The following is a 14232-nucleotide window of genomic DNA, read 5'->3' on the forward strand; positions in this document are numbered from 1 at the left end:
ATATCCTGTTGAAAGAAATGGTTCAGACTTTGCACAGAAATGAGTTGAAGTCTGAACCATTCTTTTATTTTTGGCAGATGCGTCGAATCGCCGTTTTACTTTTTATTCTGATTACCTATGTCTCCCAAGCTCAGTCTATGGAGGCATTTGTGCATTCTAAGGGGTACCTCGTTCAAGGCATGGCTACTCTCAATTTAGAATCGAATCGCACAGGCTGGTGGCGTTTGTCGGCTCCCGTTGCAACACGTTACAATTTGGAGGTTTGGGAAGGATATGATCAACGCATGGACCCGATTTGGTCTACCCGAGCGGCGAGGGAATATTGGAATGATTTATTCGATGAGTTTGAAGACTCTGTCCTCGCCGATGGAGCCTTTGTCTACGGTCCAACCTACGCTCGTAAACTCGCCTTTAATGCCATGGCCTATCTTGAGGCAGAAGCTCTTTTTGAAGCATGGAAAGAGGTTCGCATGGATAGTTTGCCCAAAATGGAACTTCGTGGTTCGAAAGTATCGGGCAGTTTGTATTGGATTGATTTGAAAGATGTCATGGGGTGGAATCAGCACGAATATGCGGCTTTTGCTCGTTTGAATCCTGCCATGAAAGGAGATCATCTCAATTGGGATGAAGATGCCTACCTCCGTTTCCCGAAGCCACTTACAGAAAACGAAATGGCCGATTGGATAGAACTCGGTCGTCTGCACGATAGCGCTGCAGCGGTGGCACTTCATCAATCTAGAGAGCGCATTTCCAAAAATATTCCAGATCCAACGACGCATGAACGCATAGTTTATCGCGTTCGCAGTGGTGATGCACTTGGACTCATTGCCAGTAGACACCATGTAGGACTTTCCGATTTAAAGAAGTGGAATGATCTGCGTTCGGATGTGATTCGCGTGGGACAAGAGCTGATTATCTACAAGCGAAGAGGGATGCCGGAAGTTCGCAGAGAGCCAATGACGGCGAGTACCTCCAGTTCGGAAGGAACCGTTCGAAGTGATGAAGAAGACCGAGAAGAAGTGAAATACAAAGTGAAAACTGGAGATACACTTTGGAAGATTGCTCGTGAATTTCCGGGCGTGAGTGCCGATGATATTATGAGATGGAACGGAATTAATGAAGACATCCGCGAAGGTCAAGAATTGTTGATTCTCAAACCGCGAGCCCAATGATTCGCCCGCATCAAACCTTGTTATTCCTGCTGGGAGTAGGAGCGATTGCTATCGCCCTCATGTTTGTGGTTCCCAAAGGTGGAGTGAATGTACTCGGCGTTAGCTTGCGCTATCCCACTTGGGACGAGTTTGTGAGTTCCGATACCGCACAAGTAGTGGATATGGACGCGATACTGCGGGCATCACACATGACGCGACTAGATACCGCAGGTAAGGCTAGGAGTGAAGCAGAGAAACGTGCACAAGAGAAGTTGCTTCGAACACTGGAGTTTCGAAAACTACAATTCGCCGAAAGCGATACACTGAGACTGAGCAAGTTCAGCGCCGCGTTGGCTGGCATAGGGAACAATGGAAGAGTTCGTGTCCTGCACTTCGGCGATTCTCAGATTGAAGGAGATCGAATAACCTCTTACTTACGGGAAGAATGGCAAGAAGAGTACGGTGGATACGGCCCTGGTATGCTTGCCGTTACGCCTTTAGCTCCCAATTTTTCCATTCGTCAGACACATTCTGAGAACTGGAATCGATACACCGCCTTTGGTAGACGAGATTCCAATATCACTCATAGTGACTACGGATATAGAGCTGTTCTCTGTAGATATACTTCCCCTATCCTCGATACAACGTTGAGCGATACCACGATGGGGTGGCTAGAGTTCAGACCTTCCGTTCAAGGGTATAAACACGTGCGTCAATATTCGCGCATGCGACTCTTCTTTGGCAAGAATAGAAAAGCTGTTCGACTCACCGTTTACGTGAATGATACTCTATACACAGAAGAGCTCATTCAGGCCAACTCAAAACTGATGAGTAGATCGTGGAATTTCTCGGCAACACCAAAAGTGATTCGATTTGAATTTGAAGGAGCGGATTCTCCTGATGTTTATGGTTTAACCCTGGAAGGAAATTCTGGAGTAACCGTAGATAATATTGCCATGCGCGGTGCCTCAGGGGTGGTGTTCACCAGAATGAGTCGCGCGAGTTTTGCTGAAATGGTAGGTACAGAACCCGTTCATCTCATCATCTATCAATATGGCGGTAATACCGTTCCATACATCAAGGATGAACAACACGCCCAGCAATATGCTCGTAGAGTACGTCGACAAATTCAGCGTTTGAAAGTACTCGCTCCAGAAGCGACAATCGTGATGGTAGGTCCATCGGACATGAGCCGAAAAGAGGGAACTTCCTATGTCACCTATGAGGCCGTTCCTTGGGTTCGCAACGAATTGAGAAAAGTGGCATTAAGCGAGAATGTAGGCTTCTGGGATATCTTTGGTGCAATGGGCGGACAGAACTCCATGCCAGAATGGGTAAGTGCGAAGCCTCCGTTAGCCGGACAAGATTACATTCACTTTACACCTAGAGGGGCACGTCAAGTGGCTACGTGGATGTACGAAGCATTTGAAAGAGAGATGTATCCTGAGCGCTATGCGGATACAACCGATGTTCAACCAGATACAACTGCGATTCAATGAGAAAGGCTTGGATGATAGCCGCGTTGAGCGGGAGTTTATGTGCGTTTGGACAGTCGGAGATTCAAGAAAAGTATCCCTTCATGCACTTGGAAGCCAACGAGATTAAACTTCCAGGCGATGACGACAAATGGGATGATTTTTTGGATAAACTCGATCAACTCGCATTTGAAGGGGAAGGGAAGATCAATGTATTGCACATGGGAGGATCTCACGTGCAAGCTGGAACCTTATCTCAGGCTATGCGTGAGAACATGCAGCGAATGAGTCCGGGTTTAAAAGGAGGAAGAGGATTCTTCTTTCCCTTCTCGCTCGCACAAACCAATGAGCCCCACAACTTCTCTTTCACTTCTCGAGCCGATTGGAAAGGATTCCGCTGCTCCGTGAGTAACCACGACGCAGAGTGGGGGATGAGTGGAATTACAACAGAAACCACGGATAGAGATGCAACCGTATCCCTCCGTGCATACGATGGCGAAAATGACCGATATGTGTTTTCTGGGATTCGAATCTACCACCCCAAGCGAGACGAACTGTTTTATCCCGTGGTCGATTCATCCCAATTTGAGGTAGACACCATTTTCTATGACGAAAGGGGATTCACGGAATTTCGATTCACAAAAGAGTACCAAGAATTTACATTTTCCTTAGATGGCAAGGAGGATGCTGAGAAGTTCATTTGGCAAGGTGTGCAGTATCTCGATAACTACCCTGGACTCAGTTATCATGCAATCGGAGTAAATGGAGCAAGCACTAAAAGCTATTTGCGTTGCGATGATTTTGAGCGGAACATCAAATCCATTGCACCTGATCTGGTTGTTTTTGGCATTGGAATTAACGATGCCTATATGAGTGAAGAGAGTTTTAAGCCCGAAGAGTTTGAAGCTCGATACGACACCTTGATGGACATCCTGGAGGAAGCCAATCCCGACGTAGTATTCCTCTTCCTTACCAATAATGACAGCTACTACCGCAGGAGATATGCTAATCCAAATGCGATAGCTGTGCGTGACGTTATGATGAAGCTCGCCAAAGAGCGCGATGCAGCCGTGTGGGATCTGTTTGAAGTAATGGGAGGAATGGGCAGTGTGGATTTATGGGTAGACTCTGATTTGGCAAGAAGAGACCGAATTCACTTCACGAGAGAAGGATATAGAATGCAAGCGGATTTGTTGGCGTATGCTTTTGAGCGCGCATGGTTAGACCACATTAGAGCGAACAGATGAGCTGGGAGGTAATAAGTCAATATCTGTTGTACGACGATAAGAGACCCCTCTTATTCACGTCCTATATCTTCTGGATTTTCTTTGCTGTGGTGCTCGCTGTATACAGCATTATCTACAAGAAGAATCACGCCAGGAACGCCTTTCTGTTCTTTGCGAGTTTGTATTTCTACTACTTGACCAATGGGTATTTCTTCACCATACTACTGTTTTCCACAGCTGTTGACTTTTTCTTGGGTCAAGCGATTTATTCAGCGAATAAAAAGCTCACCAAACAGATACTTGTAGCAACCAGCGTCACTATCAACTTAGCCGTGCTGATTTATTTTAAGTACGCCTATTTCTTCACGGATTTCTTGAATACAAGCTTCGGACTCGATTTAGAAGTGACCAACCATTTTGCGGCTATGGCCAACCATTGGTTTGGAACTTCCTTTGTGACCCAAAAGATCTTGCTGCCAGTAGGGATCAGCTTCTTTACCTTCCAGACCATTAGCTACAGCGTAGACATCTATCGCGGACTCATTAAGCCCGTAAAGAACCCGCTTGATTTTGGATTCTACGTTTCTTTCTTTCCTCAACTTGTTGCTGGACCTATTGTGCGTGCCAGTGAGTTTATTCCGCAGCTATACCGTGATTATAAGCTCGACAAAATCGCGTGGGGAACGGGGATTTTCTGGATTCTAAATGGTCTGTTGAAGAAGGTTATTTTGGCGGATTACATCGCCGTAAACTTTGTAGATCGTGTATTTGACAACCCAGGTATGTACACTGGATTTGAAAACATGATGGCCCTCTTTGGCTATTCACTTCAGGTATATGCCGATTTCTCAGGATACACAGATATTGCCATCGGTGTAGCCCTACTTCTAGGGTTCCAACTTCCTGTTAACTTCAACTCTCCCTATAAGGCCACAAGTGTAAGCGATTTCTGGAGACGTTGGCATATATCGTTGAGTACTTGGCTTCGCGATTACCTCTATATTCCAATGGGCGGGAACCGCAAAGGAAGTGTCTTCTCTTACAGTACCATGTTTGTTATACTCTTTACCGTTAGCTACTTGGCGGAATCATGGGTGGTTCCTGTCGCTTGTGCTGGGGTGGTGGGAAGTGCGGCCATTTTATCTCATGTGAGTGAAAAATTCCGCCACTGGATGGAGAATAACATCAACATCATGCTCACCATGTTGATTGGTGGATTGTGGCATGGCTCCAGTTGGAACTTTGTGATTTGGGGTGGATTGAACGGCTTCGGACTTGTGTTCTACAAACTTTGGAAGAAGATCAGTCCTTGGGGCGACCGCTCCAAATGGTACTTCCGCGCATGGGGAATACTACTCACTTTTGTCTTTATCACATTTACCCGTACGTGGTTCCGGAATGTGAGCTTCGACAATGCCCGACTCATGCTTCAACGCATTGGTACGGATTTCCAACTTGAATTGGCTCCACAGATTCTCGGAGCCTTCTGGAACGTCTTTGCAGTAATGGGGCTCGGCATGATAATACACTGGTTACCGTCCTCCTTCAAACTCAAGTATAGAGAGGCCTTCATACATAGTCATTGGGCGGTTAAAATCCTCATCAGTGTGGTGGCAATCTATGTGGCTTATCAGGTGCTTTCTGCGGATTTGCAGCCGTTTATTTATTTTGCATTCTAGTCGGGAGTCTTTAATCTGTAGACGGAAGACTGTCCGCGGTAGCCAAAGGCCGGAGACTACGTTAGGTGGCTTTGCAGGGGTTGCACAGTTGGCATTGCAGGGGTTGCACGGATGGCGTTGCAGGGGTTGCACAGATAGCTTTGCAAGGGCTTTGCAAGGGCTGTGCAAGGGCTGACGCAGGGGTTTTACAGGGAGGTGGAAATTTAGACTCCAGAACACTGCCCACTGTGGACCGCAGATTGTAAACTATCAACCGAAGCTTGATCCGCGGTAGCTATTAACAGGAAGCCAAAGACCAATGACCATGAAACATCTATTGCTACTCCTCCTATGTCTCTTTTCTATCATTGGCACAGCACAGATCTCAGATTCAACCTTCAATGATGGGGGATTGGATTTGTTCTCTAAAGCCTATCATGATGTTAGTCAGTTTGGATATAAGGAAGGAGAAGATTCGCTTTTGATTTGGATGGATCTACCAATAGTAGCAGAAGTGTTCGATTTTTTTGAATTAAAATCTCCTATGATCCTAGATAGTTCTGCTCCGATTGAGTTCTATCTTAAAAGATATTCTACAGATTATTTTGTTCTAGAGTTTGAAGAACTATTCCATGAGGGGGATTCATGGAAGACTAAATACAATGTGTATCAGATTGAAGAAAATAAGATCACGCTCTTGTCATCCTATGCAGAGGAAGTCACTCAACTTTCAGAGAACTCTGTTGAGATTCGAATATTGTGGCATTGGATAAGTGAGTGATAAGGCTCTAGTTGCCTGTCTTTAGTATGAAGCTTATTACGCGCCTATCATTAGCCAATGGCCAACTTGTTCAAGAGGAGGTCTCTAAGTGTTTTATATTGAAGTAATAGCAGTAATTTCTATCAGTATAAAATTACAATGAACTGAATAGCTTGATGAGCGTAAATGAAAGTATCACCTTGATTTATCTCGCTCATGAATTATTGAGTAATATCTCTTAAATCGAAAGTAAGAGTAGCTCGTGGATTTGCCCTAACTCTCGTGTTATGCACTTCAATGGGGGGGAATCGTTGGAGTAGGAATGCAAACCATGGGGGCATGGCCAAAGTGGCTAGGTGGTTCTTATGTGAGTTCGAATGGATGTGATTGTCAGTATTATCCCAATATCGATCAGCATTGGATTACTTGCCCAGTTCGTAGCTTGTGGGGGGGTGAACGACACAGGTTCATGGTCGGAACTGCAAATTAATCCAGGAGAATGTCCTTGATGAATGATGAGAATTAGATTAATGATTCTTCTACTAACGGGAATGAATCAGCTAGGCTTGTCTCAAGCTTCGCATTCCATCTATTTTGTAGATACTTCCCACGCACTTATACAGGATGTCATTGTGTTAAGTTGGAAAGGAGCAACTTGGTTGTCCGATTTAGAAGGGAAAGCATCTATTCCCGAAGATCAAATGGACGCATTGTACCTTCATTCAATGTCATTTCATGATACTTTGGTCAGTGTTCATACTGGGGATACAATTGTGTTGATAGAAGAATCTATTCTCCTTGATGAGGCTGCGGTTTATGACCGGTCGGGTTTGACCTTTCTTGATCACAGGAAATGGCGCTATCAACTTCAGCGAGAACCTGGTGAGTACTATCTTCTCGGTTACTTCGCGGAAGGGGCTGTCGTTTTAGACTCTCTAACTTTACGGGTAGAGGAGATTCTCCGCAGTACTTCGATAATTAGACTGGTAATATGGAAAGATGGTCGGTTTATTTTTGAATCTCCAGTGATTGACTTTCCAATTCAATACCAGGATAAAGTAGTTACCATCCCTATAGATTTCCACAGTATCATCAATGGTGAATTCTACGTAGGTATACAATTTCTTGAGGTAGGAAGAGACCCCTTTGGACAAACGTCACACCTCTATCAATATCGTGGAAAAGGAGATGTTTTATCCTCTAGAAATACGGGTATTACGGTTGGGAGTATTCGACTTAAACCGGGGGAAAGCATGATGCTTGGCTGGTGGTATAACGGAGAACTCGAAATGAAAACCAAGCAAGCCACCGAGGACTATAGACCCATAGCGCCTTATTTTGGAATTCATTACTTCGGTACGGGAGAGGTGAGAAGAAGTTTCTAATTGCAAGTGTGCGGAAAGTAGTGTGTAGATCCTAATATTGATGTAGACTTGATACTCAAGCTAGGTAGACGTTCGCTAAAAATGAGAAGCTAGAGACCAAAGATCAATCCCAATCACTCATCCAACTTTCCAACCCCAACGTTTCCCATTAGAGTAGGTCTTGTGGAAAGGTCAGCTAAATCTTCTAAAGTGCTATTGTGATCTGTAAATTCTCTGTAGTACTGGTAGATTTCTAGGATATTTCGAACGTAGTGGTAGGGTTCTGATCCACGGCAATAACCGTGGTCAACAACGGGGTCGTTGTAGTATTTAGGAAGCATTTTGTTCTTTAACATAACCTCCACATTGTCGTACCAAACATCGGGTTCTAGATTGTACTTGATGGCAAGGTTGCGGGCGTCAATAACGTGACCAAGACCAACATTATAGGATGCAAGGATGAACTTTTTTATATCTGTAGAGTCTTCCATCTTCCGCTTCCAATAGTCTTCTAACCAAAGTAGGAATCCTGTTCCGGCTTGAAGATTTTGAGCGGGGATGTGCAATTCGCTTGGCGATACACCAAAGCGCTCTCCAGTAGCGGGCATCACTTGCATTAAGCCAGTAGCACCGAAAGGTGATTTGGCATTGGCATTGAATCGAGATTCTTGATGAATGAGAGCTGCTACTAATCGCCAGTCCCATCCCATATCTTGAGCGCGTTCCTTGATCATTTCATCGTAAGAAGAAATACGGCCATCTTGGATTTCGCGGATGCTCTCCCTAGAGTTTCGAATGGAATTGCTAAAGTATTTGTTGTAGATAATGTTGTATCGAGCACTAGTGGTTTTGGTAGCTAACCAATTGTTGATCGACATTTTAAGACTGTCGCGATCGGGTGGGATGGCCCAGGCAATGGCCTGTGTGAGGGAGATAGGCGTATTGATATCGAGGTTCGAGTAATAGGCACGGTGGAGACGAGCAATGTTTTCATCGGCTACCGTAAGGTCGATATCTCCTTCGCTAACCATTTCAATGAGTCGTGTGTAACCTACATCTGCAGGAACTTCTACAATGTCCATTTGGATGCCGTTTTCGCGAACGATATTGTAGAGTCGTTCTGCGAAAGAACTCGTTCGATTTACGTGAATCGTTCGGCCCTCCAATTCCAAAACATGATCAACTAACCACTCTTTGCGCTTGGAGCGTGATCTGCGAGCTTCTGGTGTAATACGCTGAACCAGCACCTGACGTGTATAGTGGAGAGGTGTAGAGAATTGAACCTTGCGTAGACGTTCTCCAGTAATAGTGAGATTGCCCGCAGCTAAATCACCTTTTCCAGCCGTTAAACTGTCAAGGATATAATCAAAATTAGGAATGACATCGATTTCTAAATTCAAACCATGATCCTTACAATACCATTTTAGAATCTCATAATCGAAGCCACGCGGCTGGCCTTTCAATATGTAATAACTCGCAACATTGTTGTCCATTAAAACGTGAAGGGTACCCCGTTTCATGGTGAAAGGCATGTATGCGATGGTCGTGTCCGTAGAGTCTTGTCCAGTCTCTACAGATTTCGAGTCTGATCCACATCCAAGAAAGAGAAACGGAATGGAAAAGATCGCTAGGGTTAGGTATGGTCGGAGGCAAAATCTCACAAAACCAATTTAGCAATACTCTTTCAAGACTGAGCGTCAGAACTTTCCGTCTTTTAAACATACCGTAGTGAATAACCCTGTGTTGGCGAGTGAAATCAAAGCTTTATCTTCACAAAATGACCGAACTAGAATCAGCGAAAGAGAAGCGATTTCCGGTGACTTTTAAACGAGTTGCACTGGCTATTGCTCTGTCTCCTCGTGCGGAAGCTCTGCTTTTTGAAGCCGTTCGTATCGCAAAGATGTTTGAAGCTCAGCTCACTTTAATCCACGTAGGTGAATTGAGCGATGCACAACGGGTGGAGTTTGACGAATTAATTACTCGGGCTGGTGGACAAGAGTTGGCCCCAGAAATTGTTGCTAAAAGTGGCAAACCCGTGGATGTAATTCTAAATGTCTGCAAAGAGAAGAACACCGACTTATTGATTGCAGGAGCCCTTCAAAAGGAGAACCTGGTTCGGTATTTCCGTGGATCCATTGCCCGCAAGCTCAGTAGAGAAGCAAACTGTAGCATCTTGTTGATCACTAACCCCAAAAAGGAAAGTGAGATATGCTCGCGCATTCTCGTAAATGGATTATCTCATCCCAAAACACCCGATACGGTTAAAACCGCGGTATATGTAGCTGGAAAGTTCAATGCCAACGAGTTGATGATTGCCGATGAGGTACCAACGAAAGCTATTCGCGTGCGTGTGAATGACGACAAGGGATTGATCAATGCAGAACGAAAGAGGAGGGTGCTAGCCCGAGCAGAACACCGCCGATTGAACAAGGCCATCCGTGAAGTAGATGTACCCAATAATACAGAACTGACGAAGCATGTGCTATATGGTCGACCGGGATATAGCATTGGTCACTTTGCTGCTGATAAAGGGGTGGACTTGCTGGTAATGAATTCTCCCGATACACGATTGGGGTTATTTGATCGACTATTTACTCACGATATAGAATACGTATTGAGCGATTTACCGTGCGATTTATTGATTGTGCACACGACACGAGAAACTGCTAAAAAGGCTTTATCATGAGTGGAGCACGTTTACAAAACTGGACTTTCGTAAAGAAGGATAGTCTACCGGCATTGCTGGTTGGACCAGTTTCTCTGATGTTTGCCATTGGGCTTTCTCTCGTTGCTCATGCGCCCATAGAGGCGGGTGTGATTGCAGTCGTTATCGGAGGATTTATGGTGTCTGCCTTTGGTGGAGCCTATGTGAATATCTCCGGTCCCGGAGTTCATTCTGCCGCTGCTTGGATGATGGGGGCGCTTATATTGGGTGGAGGAAGTTTAGATCGTGGTTACTTTATGATGCTGGCCGCAGGTGCGATTTCAGGTGCACTTATTATGGCGGTTGGATTAACCCGACAAGTGCACCGATTTGATATCATTCCCATTGCCGTTCGACGAGGCATTGTGGCGCTTTTGGGTGTTTGGATTATTATCGGACAAATTCCCTTGCTATTTGGGGCTGAGCCCTTTTACGATTATCACAGTATTGGAGAGATCATCTCGAAGTATCCTTATTTCTTGAATAGGGCCGTAGATGGAATTACCGATTATTGGATTTCAGGTCTAGGGCTAACCGCCTTGGTGTTCATGATTATTTATAGCAGTTATCAGAACCGTCTTATCCGCATGCTTCCCGCACCTATTTGGTTGCTCTTTGGAGGAATTGCTTTGGCGGGATATCTACGAATTAATGAAGGAGCGGGATATGTAGCGTCCTTACACGAACAAGTTCACTTTCACGAAGGGGTCATGGAGTGGTTTCACCGTGCGAACTTCAGTATGATTGGAACATGGAATTTTTGGAGTGTGGTTTTGGGCTTTACCCTGGTTTCGCTGAATGAATCGGTAACAAACCTCCGCGCTACAGATCGCCTCGATGTTCAACACAGAAGGAGTGATATCAATACAGAGCTTACAGCCTTGGGATTGGCCTCGGTTTTTTCATGTCTATTAGGCGGACTCAACGTTACAGCGACCATTGCCCAAAGTTCTACCAACGTACAACTCGGTGCCACGTCACGCTTTTCCAATCTCAATAATGTATTGGTTGTCTTGTTGTTGATGTTGCTGGCTTCTCCTATTGTTGAAGAATTATTGGTGCCCGCAGTTGCGGCAATGATGGTGTACATCGGATATCGAATGGCAGCACCTTCTCATTTGAGAAGTGTGGCTGAAATTGGATGGGAAGATTTTGTGGGATGGGCCGTGGCCTTTGGACTTGGGTGGGAATTTGGATTGCTTTACGGCATCCTTGGAGGAGTGTTAACCATGATACTCTTACAACTGCTCACATCGGGTAAATTCGGTCATATTCTTCGATTCCTTTTTCGCCCAAACACCCTATTGTACCAAGAAGACGACAATTCCTACCTCCTTTCCATCAAGCATTATGGGAGCTTCTTGAACCTCGGAAGAGTGCGAGAGAAAATTGATACGGTACCCTCTTCAGCAGAGATGATTGTCGATTGTTCCTTGGCCGAGTTTGTAGATCAAAATGTATTGATCCAATTGGAATACTATGAAGAGCTCTTTATGCGAAGAGGGGGACGATTTGAGGTAGTAGGGGTAGATGATCTTCCGGTAAAAGTACATCACCCATTTGCCTCTTGGATGCCATTTGGAGAGGCTCCGTCTGACACGGGACCTTTATCGAATCGTCAGGAAGCCTTGGCAGAATGGGCGGAAGAGAGCGGATATTCCTACCATCCAGGTGTTTTGTATACCGGACAACCGTATTATCGATTCCAGTACTTTAAAACAGTACGGATTGAAGGGCAGCGCAACCGACTTGTGGGAGAAGTGGCAGGATTGAATTTCATCATGGCCGATGTAGATTACTTCCAAGGAGAATTCATCGCCAGAGGTTCAACTCATTCCACCATGATGTACATTCAGACAGAGGTGCAGTTGCCACAGTTCGTGTTAGATAGAGAGCGACTCCTCGACCGTGTTGCTTCCTTTGCGGGCTTTAGTGATATCAACTTCGATGAACATCCAACCTTTAGTTCTAAGTTTAAATTGCAAGGCAGTAATGAGAAGGCGATTCGTGAATTCTTTAGCAAAGATTTGATCGAGCTACACTTGGCCAATCCAGAATATCACCTTGAAGCGCGAGGCAATCAAGTATTGATATTTGAGAAAGAGAGGCTTGCAGGTGCGAATGAGATGAAAGGAATGGTTAGCTTTGCCGAAAAATTAGCCGTCTTTCTGAAGAACGCCGAAGAATGAGCATGCTAGGATTAAAGTTGCCAACGGATCCACGTTGGGTGAACATCGCTGAAAAGAACATTGAAGAGATTCTCACAGATCATGCGTATTGTGAGCAAAAAGCGGCATCTACCGCCATCTCTCTCATTATTGGTTACCACGATTATCCTGAGTTGGTGGAGGCTATGGCCGCATTGGCTAGAGAGGAAATGAGCCATTTTGAGATGGTTCACCAGCAAATCGTAAAAAGAGGAATGAAGCTTGGACGTGAACGCAGAGACGAGTACGTGCATAGCATCATGGACTTCTTTCCGAAATCGGGTGATCGAGTGATGCGATTGGTGCATCGATTGCTCATCGCAGGACTGATTGAAGCGCGTTCATGTGAGCGTTTTAAGGTGCTTTCAGAAAATATCCAAGATGCCGAATTGGCTGAATTCTACCGTCGATTGATGGTGAGTGAGGCCAATCACTATACCATGTTCCTCAAGTTTGCCCGCGAAATTGGCGGTAGAGAGAAGGTGGATCCCCTGTGGAATGATTTGCTGGAATACGAAGCGACCGTAATGGCTCAGCTTGGTGTGAAGGAACACATCCACGGATAGTAGACAGTTGCTAACCCAGAATCGATTGAAATGAAGAATACAGCTCTAACCGCTGTTCACGAGAAACTCGGTGCCAAGATGGTTCCGTTTGCTGGTTATAACATGCCAGTTCAGTACGAAGGTGTAATTGCTGAACACAACAACGTTCGCGAGCATGTGGGTGTTTTTGACGTGAGTCACATGGGTGAGTTTTGGGTTCGTGGACCTCAAGCACTCGATCTTATTCAAAAAGTAACCTCAAACGATGCTGCTAAGCTTGTTCCAGGGAAAGTTCAATATAGTTGCTTGCCCAATGACAAAGGGGGGATAGTAGATGATCTGCTTGTTTATTGTCAGGATGATCAAAACTACCTTTTGGTGGTCAATGCTTCGAACATTGAGAAGGATTGGAATTGGATTTCTTCACACAACACATTTGACTGTGAGCTCGAGAATCAATCTGACGAGCTCTCTCTTTTAGCTATTCAAGGTCCAAAAGCGGTAGCTGCACTTCAGTCACTAACCGACATCAATCTTTCAGAAATGACCTACTACACCTTTGAAGTAGGAACCTTTGCTGGAGTTGAGAACGTAATTGTATCTGCCACGGGTTACACAGGAGCCGGAGGTTTTGAAATCTACTTCCCAAATGATGCGGCAGAGACAATCTGGAATGCGGTATTTGAAGCAGGTGCAGATCATAATATTAAGCCGATAGGATTGGCCGCACGCGATACCCTACGTTTGGAAATGGGCTTCTGCCTTTACGGAAACGATATTGACGACACGACTTCTCCTATAGAAGCAGGTCTGGGGTGGATTACCAAATTCACGAAAGACTTCATCAATTCTGAAGCTATCAAAGCACAGAAGGAAGCGGGAGTAGAGAAGAAGTTGGTTGGATTTGAATTGGTAGATAGAGGGGTGCCTCGCCACGGTTATCCGATTGTGGATGCCAATGGAAATGAAGTGGGAGTTGTTACCAGTGGAACAATGTCGCCAAGCACCGGAAAGGCAATTGGATTGGGCTATGTTCCTGTTGGAATGTCTGCTGCAGATTCTGAAATCTTTATTCAAGTGAGAAACAAGGCTTTGAAAGCCGTTGTGGTAAAGCTTCCTTTTTACAAAGGCTAACATAAGCG

At 45.1% G+C, this 14232-nt stretch carries 11 protein-coding genes; 10 read left to right on the forward strand and 1 reads right to left on the reverse strand.

Annotated elements, in window-relative coordinates; all coding sequences use genetic code 11:
• Positions 1–77: 77 nt before the first annotated feature.
• The 6 genes from F8C82_RS03470 to F8C82_RS03495 all read left to right on the forward strand — a co-directional run bounded on the left by F8C82_RS03470 (position 78) and on the right by F8C82_RS03495 (position 7655).
• Positions 78–1172: a LysM peptidoglycan-binding domain-containing protein gene (locus F8C82_RS03470; protein ID WP_170266139.1), complete on the forward strand. Its 1095-nt coding sequence runs from the start codon at positions 78–80 to the stop codon at positions 1170–1172.
• Positions 1169–2650 (forward strand): GDSL-type esterase/lipase family protein, encoded by a 1482-nt coding sequence (locus F8C82_RS03475; protein WP_151692041.1) that lies wholly within the window; start codon positions 1169–1171, stop codon positions 2648–2650. The genes F8C82_RS03470 and F8C82_RS03475 overlap by 4 nt, the downstream gene beginning before the upstream one ends.
• On the forward strand, positions 2647–3873 hold the full coding sequence (locus tag F8C82_RS03480) for a GDSL-type esterase/lipase family protein (RefSeq protein ID WP_151692042.1): 1227 nt from the start codon (positions 2647–2649) through the stop codon (positions 3871–3873). The genes F8C82_RS03475 and F8C82_RS03480 overlap by 4 nt, the downstream gene beginning before the upstream one ends.
• The gene (locus F8C82_RS03485; RefSeq protein ID WP_151692043.1) at positions 3870–5531 is read left to right on the forward strand and encodes an MBOAT family O-acyltransferase; all 1662 of its coding nucleotides are present in this window, start codon (positions 3870–3872) and stop codon (positions 5529–5531) included. The genes F8C82_RS03480 and F8C82_RS03485 overlap by 4 nt, the downstream gene beginning before the upstream one ends.
• Positions 5532–5835: 304 nt before the next feature.
• A complete protein-coding gene (locus tag F8C82_RS03490) occupies positions 5836–6291 on the forward strand; it encodes a hypothetical protein (RefSeq protein ID WP_151692044.1) in 456 nt (151 codons plus the stop codon).
• Between the two features lie 491 nt (positions 6292–6782).
• Positions 6783–7655 (forward strand): DUF4388 domain-containing protein, encoded by an 873-nt coding sequence (locus tag F8C82_RS03495; protein ID WP_151692045.1) that lies wholly within the window; start codon positions 6783–6785, stop codon positions 7653–7655.
• 113 nt (positions 7656–7768) lie between these two features.
• Here F8C82_RS03495 and F8C82_RS14975 read toward each other — a convergent pair whose 3' ends face one another.
• Entirely contained in the window at positions 7769–9154 is a 1386-nt protein-coding gene (locus F8C82_RS14975; protein WP_170266140.1) for an MltF family protein, read from the reverse strand.
• Between the two features lie 257 nt (positions 9155–9411).
• Between F8C82_RS14975 and F8C82_RS03505 the strand changes: the two genes are divergently transcribed.
• From F8C82_RS03505 to gcvT, 4 genes are read left to right on the forward strand one after another with little or no spacing between them, the layout of a single operon-like run.
• Positions 9412–10320, forward strand: coding sequence for a universal stress protein (locus tag F8C82_RS03505; protein ID WP_151692047.1), 909 nt, complete (start codon positions 9412–9414; stop codon positions 10318–10320).
• The gene (locus F8C82_RS03510) at positions 10317–12527 is read left to right on the forward strand and encodes a SulP family inorganic anion transporter (protein ID WP_151692048.1); all 2211 of its coding nucleotides are present in this window, start codon (positions 10317–10319) and stop codon (positions 12525–12527) included. Before F8C82_RS03505 ends, F8C82_RS03510 begins: the two co-directional genes overlap by 4 nt.
• Positions 12528–12529: 2 nt before the next feature.
• Entirely contained in the window at positions 12530–13111 is a 582-nt protein-coding gene (gene miaE, locus F8C82_RS03515; protein WP_151692910.1) for a tRNA-(ms[2]io[6]A)-hydroxylase, read from the forward strand.
• Between the two features lie 30 nt (positions 13112–13141).
• Positions 13142–14224, forward strand: coding sequence for a glycine cleavage system aminomethyltransferase GcvT (gene gcvT / locus F8C82_RS03520; protein ID WP_151692049.1), 1083 nt, complete (start codon positions 13142–13144; stop codon positions 14222–14224).
• The last annotated feature ends 8 nt before the right edge of the window (positions 14225–14232 follow it).

Origin of the sequence: Phaeocystidibacter marisrubri (assembly GCF_008933165.1) — a bacterium.
Classification (GTDB): domain Bacteria; phylum Bacteroidota; class Bacteroidia; order Flavobacteriales; family Schleiferiaceae; genus Phaeocystidibacter; species Phaeocystidibacter marisrubri.